Source organism: Methanoregula sp. (assembly GCF_050010295.1).
In the GTDB taxonomy this organism is placed as follows: domain Archaea; phylum Halobacteriota; class Methanomicrobia; order Methanomicrobiales; family Methanospirillaceae; genus Methanoregula.
Genome location: NZ_JBEKLH010000007.1, coordinates 60,609 through 78,170, shown reverse-complemented (window position 1 = coordinate 78,170; position 17,562 = coordinate 60,609). Strand labels below are relative to the sequence as shown.

The 17,562-nt window shown below is 52.3% G+C and carries 21 protein-coding genes; 8 read left to right on the top strand and 13 right to left on the bottom strand.

From position 1 onward, the window contains the following. The first annotated feature begins 6 nt into the window (after positions 1-6). A complete protein-coding gene (locus ABSB80_RS09795; RefSeq protein ID WP_428370515.1) occupies positions 7-615 on the top strand; it encodes a 4Fe-4S single cluster domain-containing protein in 609 nt (202 codons plus the stop codon). 292 nt (positions 616-907) lie between these two features. Here ABSB80_RS09795 and ABSB80_RS09790 read toward each other — a convergent pair whose 3' ends face one another. Beyond that, positions 908-1,162, bottom strand: coding sequence for a ribbon-helix-helix domain-containing protein (locus ABSB80_RS09790; RefSeq protein ID WP_428370438.1), 255 nt, complete (start codon positions 1,160-1,162; stop codon positions 908-910). A 274-nt stretch (positions 1,163-1,436) separates the two neighbouring features. Here ABSB80_RS09790 and ABSB80_RS09785 point away from each other — a divergent pair, with 274 nt between their 5' ends. Then, a complete protein-coding gene (locus tag ABSB80_RS09785; protein WP_428370437.1) occupies positions 1,437-1,745 on the top strand; it encodes a hypothetical protein in 309 nt (102 codons plus the stop codon). A 541-nt stretch (positions 1,746-2,286) separates the two neighbouring features. Here ABSB80_RS09785 and ABSB80_RS09780 read toward each other — a convergent pair. From ABSB80_RS09780 to ABSB80_RS09750, 7 genes are all read right to left on the bottom strand, one after another. After that, complete coding sequence (locus ABSB80_RS09780; RefSeq protein WP_428370436.1) at positions 2,287-3,843, bottom strand: radical SAM protein; 1,557 nt, start codon at positions 3,841-3,843, stop codon at positions 2,287-2,289. A 64-nt stretch (positions 3,844-3,907) separates the two neighbouring features. Then, positions 3,908-4,360, bottom strand: a complete 453-nt coding sequence (locus ABSB80_RS09775) for a hypothetical protein (RefSeq protein ID WP_428370435.1) — start codon at positions 4,358-4,360, stop codon at positions 3,908-3,910. Between the two features lie 884 nt (positions 4,361-5,244). Continuing rightward, positions 5,245-5,562, bottom strand: coding sequence for a YhbY family RNA-binding protein (locus ABSB80_RS09770; RefSeq protein WP_428370434.1), 318 nt, complete (start codon positions 5,560-5,562; stop codon positions 5,245-5,247). Next, positions 5,546-5,872 (bottom strand): ribonuclease P protein component 4, encoded by a 327-nt coding sequence (locus ABSB80_RS09765; RefSeq protein WP_428370433.1) that lies wholly within the window; start codon positions 5,870-5,872, stop codon positions 5,546-5,548. The genes ABSB80_RS09770 and ABSB80_RS09765 overlap by 17 nt, the downstream gene beginning before the upstream one ends. A 101-nt stretch (positions 5,873-5,973) precedes the next feature. Beyond that, a complete protein-coding gene (gene purN, locus ABSB80_RS09760) occupies positions 5,974-6,579 on the bottom strand; it encodes a phosphoribosylglycinamide formyltransferase (RefSeq protein WP_428370432.1) in 606 nt (201 codons plus the stop codon). 19 nt (positions 6,580-6,598) lie between these two features. Then, the gene (locus tag ABSB80_RS09755; protein ID WP_428370431.1) at positions 6,599-7,876 is read right to left on the bottom strand and encodes a hemolysin family protein; all 1,278 of its coding nucleotides are present in this window, start codon (positions 7,874-7,876) and stop codon (positions 6,599-6,601) included. Between the two features lie 83 nt (positions 7,877-7,959). Then, positions 7,960-8,781 carry a sugar phosphate isomerase/epimerase family protein gene (locus ABSB80_RS09750; protein WP_428370430.1) on the bottom strand — a complete coding sequence of 274 codons (822 nt, stop codon included), beginning with the start codon at positions 8,779-8,781 and terminating at the stop codon, positions 7,960-7,962. Positions 8,782-8,823: 42 nt separating this feature from the next. Here ABSB80_RS09750 and xseA point away from each other — a divergent pair, with 42 nt between their 5' ends. After that, positions 8,824-10,074: an exodeoxyribonuclease VII large subunit gene (gene xseA, locus ABSB80_RS09745; RefSeq protein WP_428370429.1), complete on the top strand. Its 1,251-nt coding sequence runs from the start codon at positions 8,824-8,826 to the stop codon at positions 10,072-10,074. Continuing rightward, complete coding sequence (xseB, locus tag ABSB80_RS09740; protein WP_428370428.1) at positions 10,058-10,243, top strand: exodeoxyribonuclease VII small subunit; 186 nt, start codon at positions 10,058-10,060, stop codon at positions 10,241-10,243. Before xseA ends, xseB begins: the two co-directional genes overlap by 17 nt. Here the strand turns inward: xseB and ABSB80_RS09735 are convergent. Further along, complete coding sequence (locus tag ABSB80_RS09735) at positions 10,227-10,655, bottom strand: DUF371 domain-containing protein (protein ID WP_428370427.1); 429 nt, start codon at positions 10,653-10,655, stop codon at positions 10,227-10,229. The genes xseB and ABSB80_RS09735 overlap by 17 nt on opposite strands. A 33-nt stretch (positions 10,656-10,688) precedes the next feature. Between ABSB80_RS09735 and ABSB80_RS09730 the strand changes: the two genes are divergently transcribed. Continuing rightward, positions 10,689-11,264 carry an HVO_0476 family zinc finger protein gene (locus ABSB80_RS09730; protein WP_428370426.1) on the top strand — a complete coding sequence of 192 codons (576 nt, stop codon included), beginning with the start codon at positions 10,689-10,691 and terminating at the stop codon, positions 11,262-11,264. On the opposite strand, the gene ABSB80_RS09725 is transcribed toward ABSB80_RS09730, so the two are convergent. Then, the gene (locus ABSB80_RS09725; RefSeq protein ID WP_428370425.1) at positions 11,259-11,519 is read right to left on the bottom strand and encodes a thioredoxin family protein; all 261 of its coding nucleotides are present in this window, start codon (positions 11,517-11,519) and stop codon (positions 11,259-11,261) included. The genes ABSB80_RS09730 and ABSB80_RS09725 overlap by 6 nt on opposite strands. A 42-nt stretch (positions 11,520-11,561) precedes the next feature. Then, positions 11,562-12,260, bottom strand: a complete 699-nt coding sequence (locus ABSB80_RS09720; RefSeq protein ID WP_428370424.1) for a hypothetical protein — start codon at positions 12,258-12,260, stop codon at positions 11,562-11,564. Positions 12,261-12,367: 107 nt separating this feature from the next. On the opposite strand from ABSB80_RS09720, the gene ABSB80_RS09715 reads away from it, so the two are divergent. Both ABSB80_RS09715 and ABSB80_RS09710 read left to right on the top strand, forming a co-directional pair. Further along, positions 12,368-13,153, top strand: a complete 786-nt coding sequence (locus tag ABSB80_RS09715) for a CBS domain-containing ParB/RepB/Spo0J family partition protein (RefSeq protein WP_428370423.1) — start codon at positions 12,368-12,370, stop codon at positions 13,151-13,153. A gap of 456 nt (positions 13,154-13,609) precedes the next feature. After that, positions 13,610-14,014, top strand: a complete 405-nt coding sequence (locus ABSB80_RS09710) for a hypothetical protein (RefSeq protein WP_428370422.1) — start codon at positions 13,610-13,612, stop codon at positions 14,012-14,014. 406 nt (positions 14,015-14,420) lie between these two features. Here the strand turns inward: ABSB80_RS09710 and ABSB80_RS09705 are convergent, their stop codons facing one another. Beyond that, positions 14,421-15,599 (bottom strand): nucleotidyltransferase family protein, encoded by a 1,179-nt coding sequence (locus tag ABSB80_RS09705; protein WP_428370421.1) that lies wholly within the window; start codon positions 15,597-15,599, stop codon positions 14,421-14,423. A 109-nt stretch (positions 15,600-15,708) separates the two neighbouring features. Between ABSB80_RS09705 and ABSB80_RS09700 the strand changes: the two genes are divergently transcribed. Beyond that, entirely contained in the window at positions 15,709-15,975 is a 267-nt protein-coding gene (locus tag ABSB80_RS09700; RefSeq protein ID WP_428370420.1) for a hypothetical protein, read from the top strand. Positions 15,976-15,978: 3 nt separating this feature from the next. Here ABSB80_RS09700 and ABSB80_RS09695 read toward each other — a convergent pair whose 3' ends face one another. After that, positions 15,979-17,439 (bottom strand): cobyric acid synthase, encoded by a 1,461-nt coding sequence (locus ABSB80_RS09695; RefSeq protein ID WP_428370419.1) that lies wholly within the window; start codon positions 17,437-17,439, stop codon positions 15,979-15,981. Between the last annotated feature and the right edge of the window lie 123 nt (positions 17,440-17,562).

Here is a 17,562-nt window from a genome sequence, read left to right as displayed (position 1 = left end):
GGTGTTATTCAGAAAAAACCAGTAAAAATACTATCATCAGGCCCATTACTCAATATTGCACATATCGTCAAAGGGTCCCGCGCAAACGGTCCGGGATTACGGGATGTTATCTGGGTCCAAGGCTGTTCCCGCCATTGCGAAGGTTGCCAGAATTTAGAATTACAATCCCATATCCGGCGGTATATTCTTCCTGTTTCCACATTGATAGGTCAGATCGCGGCGAGGAAAGATCAAATTGAAGGCGTTACCATCAGTGGAGGTGAGCCCTTGGAACAACCTGCAGGACTGGCGGAATTAATGGAGATGGTTCACGAACTGGGTCTGTCAACAATGGTCTATACGGGATTTGAGTACGACGAAATTTATGATTCTTCAAATCCCCAAATCCAGCGAATATTATCTGCCACGGATATCTTAATCGACGGTCCCTTTATTCTATCTAAAAAAACCCAATCGGTTCCATGGGTTGGGTCATCAAATCAACGAGTAATCTGTTTAACATCTCGTTATTCAAAAAATGAGATTGGAGAAATGGATATTTGTGTTCAGGAATGCTTTATTTTTCCCTCAGTATTGGGAGATTTCACAATAATAAATACAGGAATTCAACAGTGAGATTTTGAATGAAATTTTATCCGAGTAACAGCGTATAGAAGGTGATTGGAGGGCCAAGTCCACGATACCAGGCATAGACGGCAGGTGTCTCACTTAAACAATGCCATGATACGGGAAAATCGGAATTCTATTATTTTAATGGATCAGGGATCTAGGAATCCGAAGTGTTTTTATAGTATTCATAATATGCAACGAATGTTATTTCTGTTCCGTTGCATTGGCGGTTGATTTGATAGAATCAACGAGATGGGAGTATTAGTCACCGACCGTAAATGCAACAGCACCGATAAAATTAATCTTCATCTTTAACTTTTCGAATGAGATCTTTTATCCAGGCTTCTCCGTCATCAGAGAGTAGCCACTCTTTTAACTGGTCTTTTTGTGAAGGCGTGTCCCGGTTATCAAAATAAAATCGCATGCCCGTTGTTAGAACGTCGGAACGGTTGTTAAATTCCTTTAATTCAACGAGTCTATCGATTTTTGATAAAATATCAGAGGGTATTTTATAACTTATCTGTTCTTTTGGCTTTCCTCGTATTTCGCCCATTAATAAGAAAAATGCGCTTTTATGAATAACTAGATTGGTGGGACAAAAGTAATACCAAAGTATTATCTATCACCGAATCTGAAAGAAATTTGGTGAACCACCTAAGTAATTCTTTAGTCCCACTCATAGGTGAAGTTTCCAGAACTGGTTGAGATAAGTTGACTGTGGAATTTTAATGGGATGAAAAATCGGTCCCCAACCGCAAATCTATCAAAACCTATCAGAGAAAACCAAGATGTCGAATAAATCTTTGAATGCTTTAGAATGGAGGCATTTGGCATTAAACTCCAAATCTGATACTGCCCTTTATCTATCCCCACGGAATTCATCGGAGAGCGGTTTTTCGATCTCTCGGGGAACTGATCTCCTCGTGCACAGGGCACCAAGTGGAATAATATACTTCTATCTCTTTGATTGGTCCATAAAAAAGGGTGAATCTAACATCTGCCAGATTATCAGCAAGGATTCAGCCATAGAATTCATTGTGGAGCGTTCAATTCAAACCAAAAATGCCGGTATCGCAGATTCAGAACGGAACCGGATTCTGGAATATTTCCCAGGCATTTTTAATGAAGGGACATGAATTTGTCTTCTCGTTTGGATACGTTTTCCGGGCCAGATTTTTCCGGCGGTATAGAAGATAAGAGCCCCATCAAAATTTTGCATGTTTCATTTTCCTTTAATAGCAATTAACGGAAACAGACATCCTGTTGATCGTATTGTTTTGATCAATAAAATCCGTGTTTTTCTACAATTTAGAAATACGGTGAGACAGAGACAAAATAGGAATCTGACGATGATTTAGTCTTTTTTTGATACTATCTATTCCTGGTTTTTAATCAATAAATTTAATGAATAAAGTGCAATAATCAAACCTTCCAAGCTTGTCCTAGCGGATAGTCCACTAGGACTATTTTTAATCAGAATTAAAAGATCTTTGGCTTTCCTCGAGATGTCCCCTCTCCTGTTTGATAATCCCCTTTTATTCAGATTAAAAATTGTCCAAGCGGGTTCTGATAAGTTTACGGTTGATCTCTGATTTTCGTTCTCATAAAAAATACCGTATCAACCGACAACTTGTCAGAACACTTACAACAATCTTTTAGTAAACATAATTCGATATATTATAATTCATATCCATAAATATTCTTCACTTCACTATTCATATGCTCGTAAGTATCCCATATCATCCACTCTAATATATTTTTTGCCTGAAAACAAACCCGTTTGTCAATTTCCCATATGGATCCATCTGTAACCATAGATGCATACGGACATCCTCCCCCACAAACTGAAATTGCTTGACAATTTATACACTCACTCATATTTAAGGGAAAACGATGGCACCATTCAAAAAAAAGTGGGTCCTTATAAATAATTTCGGACGTAAGTTGTTGATATTCACTAGCAAAATGATTGATATAATGCGGGAAATACTTTTGATCGTCGATTCCTAGAAGCGCTTGACAGGGACCAAATCTTCCTGATGGTGAGATAACAATCTGTCCTCCTACTCCCATGCAATCTTTGAAATGAAAATATTGGGATATGTAGGGACGGACTCGACGCATCACACGATCTTCATATATACCGGCTTCTCGAAGACGTTTGAACGCTTTGATAAGTTGAAGAGATGCAAATTCATAATCGAGATCGGAACAGGGGGTAAGACCTTTTATCTGAGGAAGAAGGATATTAAAACCTAACCCCTGTGGCTTGATTTCATCAATTATGAAATCGACAATTTCATCAATATGTTTAATCGTGAACGCATTGAGCGTGCAAGAGATACCAGGTTTTAATCCAGCATCCTGAAGACGCCTATATCCCCTTATAGCTGCATGATAAGTTCCGTCACCCCATTCATCAATGCGTGCTGAATCATGTAGGATCTGAGGGCCATCGATTGAAACGCTGATAGATGGTTTAGTCTCTTTAAAAACGCTTATAGCCTCTTGATCGACTAGACTGCCATTCGTGAGTAATGAAACCTGAACCTTGTTGGCAAATTTTCCTTCATTCTCTAGTTGACGAATAAGACGTAACGAGAAAAACGTTACTTTGGGATTTAGTAATGGCTCTCCGCCGTAAAAAGTAATGTTATTTTTCTGTGATTTTTGACAGAGCTGGGCAAATGATATAATTGCATTTTCTGCGGTTATCATGTCCATAAAAATCGGGGTTTGATATCGATCTTCATCTTCAATAAAACAATATTTACACCGGAAATTACAGGCATTCGTTGGCAGTAAATACATGTGCTGAATTTGATATTGGTTTAATGCTTTTAGATATAGATTTTTATATAGTTTAACATCTTTAGCCGTGTCTTCGAAAATTAACCCATTTTTTAAAAGATCCAGTATAATCTGGGTAATTGATTCTGTTGAATATTTTTTAGAATAATTCTCGATTACATTTTGAACAGGTGTCGCTTTTGAAAAAGTTGTAAAAAGATCGTTTACGATCTTATCCCCAAAGATCATTTGTTGAGTTAATGTGTGGAAAAAACAGAAAACCTGATCTCTTTCGAATAAATGAGTGAATTGTGATCTTTGTAAGATACTGTTATTTACTATTTTTTTTTCATAAAAAATAGTGTTATTAGGATTTGCTCCCATTTTTATCGAATTTACTATAGATCCGCCATTATCACCTTTTTTCATCTGATAACCATCCATATCTTTTAATTATATTCACAATTAATCATTAAAATTTAAGGAGACTTTTCCTATAAAAAAAATTTTATTTTCTACGGGTTCGTGTATTTTTGGAGATCTCGTTAAGTATTTTTTCCAAATCACCGAACTTTGCGGTTATCCTAAATTCTAATTCGGAAATCTGTTGCTCCATCGAATTAAATCGGTTGCCCCAATCGGTGCCGTATTCACTCGGAGGAGTGCAATCCGGTTTAGTACAATCCGGCACAGTGCAATCCGGTTTAGTACAATCCGGCACAGTGCAATCCGGTTTAGTACAATCCGGCACAGTGCAATCCGGTTTAGTACAATCCGGCACAGTGCAATCCGGAGCAGTACGATCCGGAGCGTTACGATCAGTAGTAGTAAAGATTTTTCCGGCGACTTTATTTCTTTGAGATTTTGACGGTGCGCCTAAATAAGAAGGTTTTTTAATTTTTTTTGATGTCTCACTCTTATTTTCAACTTTTCCTTTTTTTTTGTCAGCCGTACTCTTCATCCCCCCGTATATATTTCATACCAATATTTTAATTTTTCTATTTACGGTTCTTTTACGTCTGCGGTTGGTAGGTTCGGTTGCGTTTTACGGTTGGTGACTAAGATTTCACCTTAAAAAAAATTCTCCAGTCAACCGCCAACGCAACAGAACCATATCAACTCGCTGGAAGACTAATCAAACGCCACAACTATCATCTACCGGATCCGGTTTCCTGGCCGGATTTTTCCGGTGGTTTAAGAAGAAAGAAACCATTCAAATTTTGAATTTTGCATTTTCCTTTAATAGCAATTAAAAGCAGTCCTAGCGGATTATCCGCTAGGATTTCCTTTAATTCGAAATTTACGTCGGAGAGAGATCCGGGGTTTTTTCCGGGAAAAACCGGCGCCGGGAACCGGATCGATCTGGGACGAATTTCCTCAGAATGCAGCGATTTTCCTGTAAAGCATGATTTCATGCATTATTTCGGTTTGTATAGGACAAACCGAAACATAATTCAAACAAGATAACTAAGTAAATTTAGAATAAAGCCAGATCCCTGTAACGGGATCGCCGGACCAGATCGGCAGGATCAACTAGACCGCTGCCGATTTATGCGCGCCATCAGACGTAAACTCAAAAAAACACAGTATAAGCCTTAAAACTGTGTATTTATTTAAAAAATAAAACGAGGGCTCCCCGCCTCAGGGCCGCTCCGCGGCACGGCGGGGCAGATTACCCAATTTGCCACGAATCAAACCGTTAGGGAACGTCTCCACCGGGGATTATTCCCCATACTCTCATCCGTTGCGAGTGGGGATGCTTGTCCATCCCCACGAGCCGTTATCACAATTTGGGGGTATGGGGGCATCAGCCCCCATCAAAATAATTAGCCAATTCAAGATATCTCACTTCTTCGCTCGTTTTATCATTCCGGTTTCCCGGGGCTTTGCAGTTCCCGTGGCCTTCCCGGTAGTGCCCGGTGCTGCCTTGCCTTTCTCCGCGACTATCATTGTCCTTCCCCGCACCTCGACAAGCCGGGCTTTTGCCTGGGAAGCGACAGCCTCCGGGTCGACGTCCGTGTTCTGGAGCCATTTCACTTTTATCATCTTCCGTTTCTTGAGCTGGGCCACAATCTCTTCGATCATGGTCGGGGTGCAGCCCTGTTTGCCGATCCAGACGGTCGGCTTAAGGTTCTGCATGGAGGTATCAGGTTGTTCCGGCATGAGGTCTCACCACACGGTATCTCATCTTCCTGTTGCAGGAGCGGCAGGTCACCACGACATTGCCCCGGTGCACCCGGACCCGCATGTTCCGGCCCGGCACGAGAAAGGCATAGCAGTGATGGCAGAACTGGCGGCGGAACTCGCGGTCGATCCGGACCCGCTGGCGCATGGAGATCTTCCGGGCGAGCTCGACATAGCGGTTGCTGAGCTCGGGGTGCCCGGAAAATGCCAGCCGTGCCTGTTCAAACAGCACCGCGATGCGTTCCCGTGCAATCTTCTTGGTGGCGGGGTTTCTGGATCTCTCTTTCATGACCTGGTACCTGCTCCCGGTTGTGCTATACTATCACCGTCCCGGATAAAAAAGGCCGCTATGGAATTTCCGGGCGTGCCCTGGTAGCAGCGTCAGTGTATTCAGCAGATGCGTACTCTCCGCCCTTCAATCACCAGCCGGTCTTCGCAGAAGAGCCGTATTGCCTCGGGGTAGCACTCGTGCTCCCGTTCGAGGATGCGGTCGGCAAGGGTGTCCTCGTCATCGTCCTCCATGACCGGGACACACGCCTGGAGGATGATCGGCCCGCCATCGAGACACTCGTCCACGAAATGGACCGTGCAGCCGGCAACCTTGACGCCGTGGAGCACTGCCTGCCGCTGGGCATGCAGCCCGGGGAAACTCGGCAGGAGAGCAGGATGGATGTTCATGATCCTGTCGGGAAACGCACGTACAATCCCGGAGCCAAGGATCCGCATGTAGCCGGCGAGCACGAAGAGCTCGGCACTGCACTCCTGCATGGCGGCAAGGAGCGCCTGTTCGTAACCGGCCCTGTCGGGAAATGAGGTATAGTCGATGATCAGCACCGGGACCTGCGCCTTCTCCGCCCGCTCAATCGCGTACGCCTCCGGGTTATCGGTGATGAGCGCCACGCAGGCCGCCGGCACCGTTCCGGCCCGGATGGCATCGAGCACCGCCTGGAAATTCGAACCCCGCCCCGAAGCAAGCACGGCAATACGTTTTTTCATCCCAATCATCTCCCGCAATTCAGGGCTGTTCGCTGCCACTCCCGTCAGCAGGCCGGGCAACGATCTTCACCTTCACGATGCGCCGCCCGTGCATCTGCATGACCACGAGCGTCACGCCGGCAGGCCCGATCTCCACTTTCTCTCCCGGGTGCTGGGGCAGGTGGCCGAGCCGGTCGATGATGAGGCCCCCGATAGTCTCGTAAGCCTCGTCTGTCGGCAGCTTGAGATCCATCCGCTCGTTGATGTCCTCGACCCACATCTGGGCGTCGACGACGTGGACGCCGGGAGCGAGTTCCTGCACCTCGGGCTCCTCCTTGTCGTGCTCGTCCATGATGTCGCCAACGAGCTCTTCGAGAATGTCTTCGACTGTCACGATCCCGACAAAGCTGCTGTACTCGTCGATTACGATCGCCATCAGCACCCGGTGGACCTGAAGCTCTTTCAGGAGGTCATCGATCTTCATGGTCTCGGGCACGAACATGGGATCGAACATGATCTCTTTTATGGTCGACGTGGTGCGGCGGGAGACCATCGCCGAGAAGACGTCCTTGACGTTCAGGATACCGGTGATGTTGTCGATGCGGTCGTGATATACCGGGATCCTTGAAAATCCCGTCTCGTTGAAGATCCGGATCGCTTCCTCGAACGTCACGGTGTCTTCCATGAGGATGACATCCACCCGCGGCGTCATGATCTCGCGGGCGGTGGTGTCGCCGAACTCGAGCACCGAGTAGAGCATGTCCTGCTCTCCCTGCTCGATCGTGCCTTCCTCTTTGCCGACATCGATCCATTCCTTGATCTCCTCTTCCGTGACCGCGGGTTCGGAGACTTCCTTGCCGATCCCGAGCGTCGGGCTGACCCGTTCCACGAGCCAGATGACCGGGGAGAAGATGCGGGAGAGGAAGAGGATGACGGGGGCGACGGTGAGGGCAAACGAGTCCGAGGCACGTGCAGCATAGATCTTGGGCCCGATCTCGCCAAAGACCAGGAGGACGATGACGACAAAACCGGTGGCGATACCGACCCCGATATTACCGAATGCCTGGATCGCGATTGCCGTTGCAATCGCGGCAGCCGTGATGTTGACGATCGTGTTGCCGATGAGGATGGTTATCAGGAGATGTTCAGGCGATTCTTTCAGTGCTGCAACAGCCTGCGATCCCGGCTTCCGGTCATTGACCAGTGTCCGCACCTTTGCCCGGGTGATCCCGATGAGTGCGACTTCCGAACTGGAAAAAAACGCGGAGAGAAGGATACAGATAATAAAGAGAGGGATTTCGAGAGCGTCCAGGATCATTGTATTTCACATCGTGCGGGTGCACGCATAGGTTCAGGAGGATTATTAATCATATTCGGGGGCGAATTTTATAAAACCAGCGATTAATCCATGCATTCGTGCATAAAGGCGCAATCCTGCGCGAGCACCGCGACCTTCTCTTCGGCTGACAAGGGCCTGCCGAAGTTCAGGTCCTCGATCTCGAGCGTGAGGCTGCCGGTAAAGCCGTTCTCGCGGAGTGCTTCCATCACTTTTGCCGTGACGGGACTCCGGGCAAGGGGCAGGTGCAGGGTTTTTCCCTCGGCCCTGCTGAGGTGGACATTGATCAGCCGGTCGTGGCAGAGCTCGATATACCGGATCGGTTCATCCGCGGATTTTGCAAGAGCATGCGACACGTCAAGCGTGAAGAACAGCCACGGCTCTTCATCGAGAAGGGCCCGCACCCGTTCCGGCGTGCAGAGGAGCGAGTTGACGATCGGTTCCATGTTCTCCATGCACACCCTGAACGAATTTCTGGTCGCGGCATCGCGGAGGACCGATATGTAGTGGTCGAACCTCGCGAAGTCTGCATCGCCCGGGGGGCGCTTGGCCGTCCGCCGCCCGGGGTGGAAGGTGACAACCCCGGCCCCCATCTTTTCTGCAATCTCCAGGGACCGGACAGCGTACTCCACCGACACCTCGGCTACATCAGGATTGATGGAGCAGGGGTTCAGGTCAAGGATAGGAGCATGCACGGTAAATGTCCTCAGTTCCGGGTGCTCGTTCCGGCATGCCACCACCTCGCCGGCTGGCATGTCGCGGAGCCAGAAATGCGGGGTCTCCAGCCAGAACTCGAGCCCGTCAAGCCCGGAGCGGGAGACGAACGAGAAGATTTCGCTGCAGGTGTATTCGTGGAAGAACATACTTGCGACGGAGAACGACACCATGGTAGTACTATTTGATATGCCGTTTTAGCCTAATAGTTGTTGATGGACTGGTTCAGCACCCCGGAAGAACCGGTTGGGGAAACAACTGCCCCGCTGAGAGTATCGGAACTCTCGGCTATCATAGAAGGGCTTCTCGAAGACCCCCGCCTGCAGGACGTGTGGGTCCGGGGCGAGGTGACCAACTACACCCACCACGGGAGGGGGCACCGCTACTTCTCGCTCTCGGAAAAAGGCGGGGGGAATACTGCCGCCGTGATAAAATGCGTGATGTGGCGCTCCGATGCGGAACGGCTCGCGTTCAGCCCTGCCGAGGGGATGGACGTGATCGTTGCCGGCACGGTCCGGCTCTACGCCCCCCACGGGGCCTACCAGCTGCAGGTAAGGGTGATGAAGAAAGCTGGTGCCGGCGAGAAATACCTCCTCGTGGAGCAGTGGAAACGCGAACTCGCAGCAGAAGGCTGTTTTGCCCCCGAAAGGAAACGGGGCCTCCCGGAGTTCCCTTCGGTCATCGGCGTGGTAACATCCGAGACCGGTGCCGTCATCCACGATATCAGGACCGTCATTGAACGGCGGTACCCGCTCGGGATCGTCATCTCGCCTACGGCCGTGCAGGGGGAGGAGGCCCACCGGGAGATCGCCCGTGCGATCCGGCGCCTTGCCGGGGGTGTCGACATCATCATCGTTGCCCGGGGCGGGGGGAGTTTCGAGGACCTCTTCCCTTTCAACCACCCCGATGTCGTGCGGGCGATCGCGGCAAGCCCGGTGCCGGTCGTCAGCGCAATCGGGCACGAAGTGGACGTGACGCTGGCGGATCTCGCGGCCGATATCCGGGCTCCCACCCCGTCTGCTGCTGCCGAACTGGTCGTCCCCGACCGGAATGTCCTCATCGCCCGGGTACGGGAGCTCAGGTGCCGGATGGGGTCGGCGCTCCAGGCCCGGCTGGCGCGGGCACAGGAGGAGGTCGCAGAACTCCGGGACAGGCTCCGCCCCCTCCGGTTTGCCCGGAAACTCGAGGAGCGGAAGACTGCAACTGCTGACCTGGCCGACCGCCTCGGCAGGGCATCCGGCACGAGGATCGAGCGCGAACGCCTGGTCCTGGCAGAACTGAAGACAGCCCTCCTCGGCCGGAGCCCCCTTGCGGTCCTCTCCCGGGGGTACTGCGTGGCGGAGAAGGACGGGATGGTCGTACGGGGCGTGGACAAGGTGGATGAGGGTGACCGCATGAAGGTCAGGTTTTACGACGGTAACAGCCAGGTGATCGTGGAGCGTGTAGACCATGAGAGAAACATATGAGACAAAGATCGAGCAGCTCAGGAAGATCATCGAGAAGATCGATGACGGGACAACAAGCCTTGACGAGAGCATACGGCTCTACGAGCAGGGGGCGGCGCTGGTGAAACAGTGCGAGGACATGCTGAACGAGGCGGAAGTGAAGATCACGACCCTCAGCCGGGACGCGTGACCGTCAGGGTAATAACCATCTCTTTTCCGGCGGCAAGGCTCCTGATCAGGGCTTCCGGGAGTGTTGCCGCTACGCAGTCCGAGAGGATCCCGATCGTGCGCCCGCAGACGAACGGGCTCCGGCGCCAGACCATGTCGGCCGGGTGGTCGAGCGCGAACCGCGAAGAGCCGCATGACTTCACCACTGCCATGCTCCCGCCGCACTCGAGCCGCGTCACCAGAACCGCGTCGTCGTGGGCCAGCACTTCCTTAAAAACCGCCGACAGCCCGGCACACCCCTTGTCGGCAGCAACCCCGATGAGGCAGTTGCCATTCTCTGTCAGGTGTTCCTCACGGGTCACCTCAAACGTCGTTAAGTGGGTGCCGAGGACGAGCGGGTGCCCCCGGCAGTGAACGGTCTCCTGCGCCTCCATGCTTTATTATGTGAGGGTTGCCATGCATATTCAATGTTTATCACCGTCAACTGCCCGGACTGCAATGATGAGACCGAGCACGAGGTCGTCTCCGAATCACGCGACCTGCTCGTTCGCTGCACGGTCTGCGGCCACCACCAGAGAGTACAAAAAGAGCGCGAACCACCGGCCCTTTTGATCAAGGCCATTGTCTCGAAAGAGGGAACATCCCGCGTCTGCGGGATCGAGTTTGCTGAGGAAGACGAGTGCAACGTTGACGACCACCTTGTGGCTGAGTGCGGCGACGACGCGTTTGGAGTTGAGGTCACGGCGATCGAGTGCGGGGACAAACGGGTGAAACGGGCGAAAGCACCTGAGATCACAACGCTCTGGACCCGGGCGATCGAGCAGGTTGTCGTGAAAATTTCGATCCACGACGGCCGGAAGACGATTCCGGTCTATATGGAATGCGACGGGGAACAGCCGTTTGTTGTCGGGGAGATGTATGTCGTCTCCGGCAAACGGTTCAAGATCTCCCACCTCAAGCTCCGCGACGGTCCCCTGATGAGAAAGGAGGGGTGGAAGACCGTCGCCCACCGGGTCAGGCGCATCTACGGCTACCGGCTATAGATATTTTTTGAGGACCTCTTCGAGCTTCTCTGCGTGCACCACTCCTTCGAACCGCTCCTTTACCGTGCCGTCCTGAATAACCACGATGGTCGGTGTCGCCTTCAGCTGGTATTCCTTGATGTACCGGGGGTTCCTGACCGCATCGATCTCCTCGATCGTGATGCCGAGAGCTTTTCCTGCTTCGGCATTGATCGGGGACTGTTCCATACACCCCATACATCCCGGCTGGAAAAAACAGAGTACACGCAGTGCCATGAAGATGAATTGACAGGGGCGATAAAAAGAGTATGGGTCGGATCAGTGACTGTTGATTGTCGTTACCGTGATATCGGCACCGGGATACCCGAAGTCCACCGAGACACCCATCTTGTCACCCGTCGGTATTATCTGGGCTACCTGCCCTATGCGGACATAGGCGGCCGAGACATTGGCAACCGCCAGTTGAGGGGTGTCCGATACTGCCATGGCGAGGGGTTCACCGACCGAGAGATCACTGAGGTTGACATGGTTATGCTGGAGCGACGCTTCCGGGAAGAACTGGGTCAGCGTGCCGTTACCCGGGAAAGAGATCCGCTTCTTTTCATTGGCTTTCATGCCGACGACCCCCGAACTGATCGCATTGTACTCGGATGAGAATATGGCAAACTTTTCGTTCCACCCGCTCTGTTTTGTATATATCTGGACGGGGTAGACATATCCAGGCCACGACTGGTTGGCAGCAAGGGTTATCTGCTTTGCAAAGATCAACCCCGTGCCGCTTGTCATTGCCTGCTGGTACTGCGAAAGGTCCGTGGTGATCAACGGGTTCCCGTTCGCATCATAGATGGTATAATCGACAACCACGGAATCCCCGGGTTTAACCGTCGCGAAACTGGAGATCCAGCTGGTCCCCATGGCAGATACCACCATAAGGACGACAAAGAGAACTCCTGCAATGACAGCGATTACCTTGGTCCACATCTTGGCTGATGCCTCTTTCTTCTTCTTTTCTCCCATACGAAATATTCCTCCTTACTACATCGGAACCGCACGGTCATAAACTATTCCGCATGTTTCCGGGTTCTACCGATGTTTTTTAGTATCCTGCGCCAAAGACTATACGGATGGACAAGAAAAAGGTCAGGGATTATATGACCTACGATGTCGTCAGTATCGGTTTTCACGGTTCCGTAAAAGACGTCATCGAAAAGATCCAGAAGACCCATCACGACGGCTTCCCGGTAATGGACGGGGATGTCGTGGTCGGCTACGTATCGGCCCGTGACCTTTTGTTCGTCCAGCCGGAAACTCCGGTCGGCCAGGTTATGTCCGCCAACCTCATCGTTGCCGACCCGGAGATGGACATCAATGATGCGGCACGGGTCATATTCCGGAGCGGCATCCAGAAACTGCCGGTTGTCGACGAGAAGAACCGCCTGATTGGTATCATCTCCAACTCCGATGTCATCCGCTCCCAGATCGAGCACGTATCCCCGGAAAAGGTGTTCAATTTCATCACCACCCTCAAGAAGCTGTACGGGGTCGATCCCACACTTGATCGGGGGACGGTGCCGGTCAAGGACCTCCTCCCGACCCAGTCGAAGATCTACGAAGACGAACTCGAAGGGAGGATCTACGAGATCAAGAAAGGGCTCGCCGAACCAATCATCGTCGTAAAGCGGCCGGGAAGAATTATTCTTGTCGACGGCCACCACCGGGCCGTTGCCGCAAAAAGGCTCGGGATCACGGCTCTCGACGCGTATATCATCGAGATAAAAGAGGACATTGAGCTTGGTATGGAGCGGACAGCAACTGCCATGAACCTGAAGACGCTGGACGACATCCAGGTGCTCGATTACGCCCGCCACCCGCTCGTAGCGATCACCCACCGCCTGGTCAAACGGGCTTAACGCCCGTTTTCCCACTCACAGGACTGATGTCCTGTTCGTTGGTGAAAAGAGTCTGATGACTCTTTTTCCACTCGGAGGACACGGATTCTCCTCGTTGCTCAAACGGGCATAAAGCCCTTTTCTTGCTCACAGGACTGATGTCCTGTTCGTGCGTGTAACAGGTTTGAGAAACCGTTCCACACTCGGAGGACTGACGTCCTGTTCGTTGGTGAAACTGGTCTAAAGATCCAGTTCACCACTCATCACAATACAACCTGTTCGTAGTCCATGATTTCCTGACGAGAATCTTCTCCACTCAAAGGTCGTTACACAACCGGTTCGCAGTCCGGGATTTCTGATGATACGCAATAATACGATGTGAATAAAGAGAGAAAATATTTTTAATGAATGTATTTTAATAAGAGACTGAAGTGCGAGATGCAAACTATTAAAATACAATGATATAATCATGGATTCATGAAGAAAACTACAGAAATCATTCTGCTGATCTCGGTCATCGTGATTGCTTTTGTGGTCATTTATTTCGTAGTGCCCGGCTCCACTGTTCCAGCATCATCAAATACCTATACTGCTCCAGCAGCAGCGCACCCGGTCGTGGAGATTATCGATACGACAGCGGGCTTGACATCCTATGGAGCTCCGGAATTTTACGGGACGGTGAAGTCCAATACCGGGACCCCGGTGACCGCCGATATAGCTGCCGAAATTTATGACGAGTCGGGCAGAGTGCAACTGGCAAACGGGGACAGCCAGGTCAGTATAGCCCCGTACGGGCAGTCTCCGTACGAGGTAATTATCCATAAATATAACAACATCCCGCAGAACTGGGAATACAGGATCTTCGTTGAGGATGTCTATTGATCGTATCACTTTTTCCAATTTCTCACCGGTTTTTTACATAACAATCTGGCACTTCCCATGAGGATTCTCCCCCTGGCGGATGTAAACCCGACCGGCACCAGTCGTCGCGTCTGGGGAGACTGATTCGGGAATGTTGACCTTCGAGAGCTGAGTGGTTTGTCAGTAAGTCGAAGGCCGGATGATGCCTTCCTTCGAAGTTCGGCCTTAAGCCTCATTTCTCTTCGTCGAGGTTTACCGGAAACCTCTCCGATTCTCCTCGTCGAAGTTTTGACAAACCTCTCCAACCACGAAGCAGAGAAGCCATCAGGCTTCGACTCGTTGTATGCGAAGGGCTGTCACGTTTAAAGAGATGAAGAACAGACCCGGATGCAAAAGGGCAACTATCCACATCATCAAGAGAAAAAACTCACGACCCTTCGTACCGCACATCGAACTTCTCGTTCAGGACATGTTCTTTCACGATGGTCCCGTCCGTGATCACAACCTCTGGCCAGAGCCGGGTCTTGGAGTGGACGACCACGCGGTCTCGGAGGACGACACGGGGTCCGATGACCGTATCGTTCTCTATGCTGCACCGCTCGCCGATGTGGGTGTCGTTGTCCATGATGCTCCCCGAGATTGTGCTGTTCCCCCCGATGATCACCCGGTTGTACAGCGATGACGAGAAGATCTTCACGTTGTTGCGTATGATGCACTTCTCCCCGATGCTCGTGTACGGGCCGATCAGCACGTTGTCCCCGATGGTCGTTCCCGGGCCGATTGCAACCGGGCCGATGACCTTGGTGTTCTTGCCCAGCGTGATGGAGTCCCCGAGCTGGACCGGCCCCTGGATCTGAGCCCCATGCATGGAAAGATTCCCGATGATGTCAGTGAACTCGATATCCTGCAGCTTCCACCGCTCGGCCTGCCGGAGGGAGGAGGGGCTCCCGACATCCGTCCAGTTGCCGCGGGCAAGCCAGCCTTTCAGGGAATGCCCCCCCTCCATCAGATTGGGGAAGAGGTCGCGGGCAAAGTCGTATTTCGTGCCGACCGGAATATGGTCGAAAATTTCCGGGCTGCAGACGTACATCCCGGTACTGGCAAGGTTCGAGAAGATCTCCCCGGGAGAAGGTTTTTCCTTGAACCGCTTTATCTCGTACCCGACATCGATCTCGGCAATACCGTATTCGCCCGGGTCCTCGATGGAGATCAGGCCGATGGTGGCGGTGGGCTTCAGCTTCTGGTGGGCGCGATAGAATTCCAGCATATTCAGGTCGGTCACGTGGTCACCGCCGACGACGAGGAAATCCTGCCCGTCGAGATATTTCTGGGCGTTCTTGACGCTGCCGGCGGTACCCAGTTTGCTCTCCTCATGGACGTACGTGATCTCGGCGCCGAAGAGGGAGCCGTCGCCGAGCGCCTCCTCGATGGCTTCCCCCATGTACCCGAGCGTGAGCACGACCTCGCGGAAGCCCATATTCGTCAGGTGTACGACAAGGTGTTGGATCGAGGGGCGGTTGACGATGGGGATACACGGTTTCGGCCGTTCGAACGTGAGGGGACGGAGACGCGTCCCTTCCCCCCCGCACATGATACACACCTTCATGGTACGTACTGGGTTCGTGCTGAATTGTTTTAAGACTAATGTTTTTTGCCCATTCCTTGGTTTTATATGATCACGAGAGAAATACCATTCCATCAGGACCGATGCGATCATGGGCGACGAAGAGAACCGTATCCTGCCGGTAACCGACGGGCGGGTCCAGTGCCTTCCGGACAAGAGAGAGCCGGTCGGGAACTGCAGTTTCTGCATCCACTGCAGGGAGTTTGAGATCGGGGGAAGATTTGTGAAGTCGCCATCGCTCGCTTATTGTACGAAATGCCGGGTCACCGAAAGAGTCGACCTGGCAAAGGCCCGGGCCGTGAAATGCGCCGACCGGCAGGGCGAGGGGTTCCACAGTATTACGAGTATTATCAGCTGATTGTCACCCCGGGGCCGTGTCCTGGTTTTTCACCAGCGCAACAATCGCATCCATATCCACGTGCTCCTCAAAGACGTCGGCGAGCATGTCATACGGGTCGGCAACCGTCGGGGGGATCGGCTCGAACAGGAGCCCCTTCTTGTCATGCAGATAGGAGAGCAGGGCATTTGCCGCTGAGGGGTTGAGGAAGAGCCCGTGCATGTAGGTCCCGAAGACGAGACCGTCGCTGCTCACCCGGCCGTCGCCGCACAGCGCCTCGCCGCAGCTCCCCGGCGCGGTCACTCCCATGTGGATCTCGTACCCGGTCACAGTCCCCATACCGGAAAGGATGGGGGGCACGTCCGACGCTTTCCGTGTCACCTGGGTCGTATTCTTCTCGTACGACGCGAAGTGCGTGACACAGTCCAGCAGCCCCAGCCCGGCATAGGTCCCGGCAGCGGATTCGAACCCGGCATCAATGAGGGAAGTTCCCAGCATCTGGTATCCCCCGCAGATTCCGATGATGGGCACACCGCGTCCTCGGGCCTCCAGCAGTTCGCGGTCAGTGCCCGTATCGATCAGGACCTGCAGGTCCTCGATGGTATTTTTGGTACCGGGAATGATGACGCAGTCAAAACCATCGAGAGGGGCGCCGGGCGGCACGTAGTCTACGGAGGCATGCTGCTCGAGGAGCTCGAAGTCCGTGAAATTGGAGATCCGGGGGAGTCGGATGACCCCTATCCGCACACCGCTGCTTCCGGCTCTCTTGTCGCCGATCGATAGGGAGTCCTCGCTCGGCAGCGGGAGCGGGACATAGGGCACGACTCCCAGTACCGGGATTCCGCAGAGTTCCTCGATCATCCGGACACCGGGGGCAAAAATGTCCGGGTCCCCCCGGAACTTGTTGATGATGATCCCCCTCACCAGCGGGCGGATCTCGTCGGGAAGGAGCATCAGCGTGCCCCACACCTGTGCGAACACCCCCCCCCGCTCGATATCGGCGACGAGGACCATGGGGATCCGGAGTTCCCGTGCGAGCAGGGTATTGGCGATGTCCCGGTCGTACAGGTTCAGTTCCGCTGCCCCCCCGGCTCCTTCCACGACCACGTAGCCGTACGCCGACTCCAGCCGTTGATACGATTCCAGTGCCTGTGCGAGAAGTTCCGGGGTCTCCCGGTAATACTCTGTAATAGGAACGTCCTTGTAGGGCCGCCCGTTCAGGACGACCTGCGAGACGCAGTCCCCCTTGGGTTTGAGGAGGACCGGGTTCATGTCGGTATGTGGGGCAAGCTTCGCTGCGAACGCCTGCATCGCCTGGGCCATGCCGATCTCACCCCCCTCCGGAGTGACATAGGAGTTAAGGCTCATGTTCTGGGACTTGAACGGGGCCACGGTAATACCGCGCCGGATCAGGCAGCGGCAGATGGCAGCGACTGTGACACTCTTGCCGACATGGGATGCTGTGCCCACCACAAACAGCGACATACCGTCCGTATAGTGTATGCATGGATCATAAAAACAGATGCCCATAAGGGGTCTGGAGAGATACCGGGACATAGAACAAAACGTTGAAGCTCCCGGCTACCATGTCATGACACGCCGGATTTC

What these genes read in the sequence shown, in the direction of transcription:
- xseB (WP_428370428.1), top strand. Translation starts at nt 10,058, where the DNA reads ATGAGAGAAACATATGAGACAAAGATCGAGCAGCTCAGGAAGATCATC.
- ABSB80_RS09715 (WP_428370423.1), top strand. Translation starts at nt 12,368, where the DNA reads ATGGACAAGAAAAAGGTCAGGGATTATATGACCTACGATGTCGTCAGT.
- xseA (WP_428370429.1), top strand. Translation starts at nt 8,824, where the DNA reads ATGGACTGGTTCAGCACCCCGGAAGAACCGGTTGGGGAAACAACTGCC.
- ABSB80_RS09770 (WP_428370434.1), bottom strand. Translation starts at nt 5,562, where the DNA reads ATGCCGGAACAACCTGATACCTCCATGCAGAACCTTAAGCCGACCGTC.
- ABSB80_RS09720 (WP_428370424.1), bottom strand. Translation starts at nt 12,260, where the DNA reads ATGGGAGAAAAGAAGAAGAAAGAGGCATCAGCCAAGATGTGGACCAAG.
- ABSB80_RS09695 (WP_428370419.1), bottom strand. Translation starts at nt 17,439, where the DNA reads ATGTCGCTGTTTGTGGTGGGCACAGCATCCCATGTCGGCAAGAGTGTC.
- ABSB80_RS09765 (WP_428370433.1), bottom strand. Translation starts at nt 5,872, where the DNA reads ATGAAAGAGAGATCCAGAAACCCCGCCACCAAGAAGATTGCACGGGAA.
- ABSB80_RS09700 (WP_428370420.1), top strand. Translation starts at nt 15,709, where the DNA reads ATGGGCGACGAAGAGAACCGTATCCTGCCGGTAACCGACGGGCGGGTC.
- ABSB80_RS09705 (WP_428370421.1), bottom strand. Translation starts at nt 15,599, where the DNA reads ATGAAGGTGTGTATCATGTGCGGGGGGGAAGGGACGCGTCTCCGTCCC.
- ABSB80_RS09725 (WP_428370425.1), bottom strand. Translation starts at nt 11,519, where the DNA reads ATGGCACTGCGTGTACTCTGTTTTTTCCAGCCGGGATGTATGGGGTGT.
- ABSB80_RS09750 (WP_428370430.1), bottom strand. Translation starts at nt 8,781, where the DNA reads ATGGTGTCGTTCTCCGTCGCAAGTATGTTCTTCCACGAATACACCTGC.
- ABSB80_RS09775 (WP_428370435.1), bottom strand. Translation starts at nt 4,360, where the DNA reads ATGAAGAGTACGGCTGACAAAAAAAAAGGAAAAGTTGAAAATAAGAGT.
- ABSB80_RS09735 (WP_428370427.1), bottom strand. Translation starts at nt 10,655, where the DNA reads ATGGAGGCGCAGGAGACCGTTCACTGCCGGGGGCACCCGCTCGTCCTC.
- ABSB80_RS09710 (WP_428370422.1), top strand. Translation starts at nt 13,610, where the DNA reads ATGAAGAAAACTACAGAAATCATTCTGCTGATCTCGGTCATCGTGATT.
- ABSB80_RS09730 (WP_428370426.1), top strand. Translation starts at nt 10,689, where the DNA reads ATGTTTATCACCGTCAACTGCCCGGACTGCAATGATGAGACCGAGCAC.
- ABSB80_RS09755 (WP_428370431.1), bottom strand. Translation starts at nt 7,876, where the DNA reads ATGATCCTGGACGCTCTCGAAATCCCTCTCTTTATTATCTGTATCCTT.
- ABSB80_RS09780 (WP_428370436.1), bottom strand. Translation starts at nt 3,843, where the DNA reads ATGGATGGTTATCAGATGAAAAAAGGTGATAATGGCGGATCTATAGTA.
- ABSB80_RS09790 (WP_428370438.1), bottom strand. Translation starts at nt 1,162, where the DNA reads ATGGGCGAAATACGAGGAAAGCCAAAAGAACAGATAAGTTATAAAATA.
- purN (WP_428370432.1), bottom strand. Translation starts at nt 6,579, where the DNA reads ATGAAAAAACGTATTGCCGTGCTTGCTTCGGGGCGGGGTTCGAATTTC.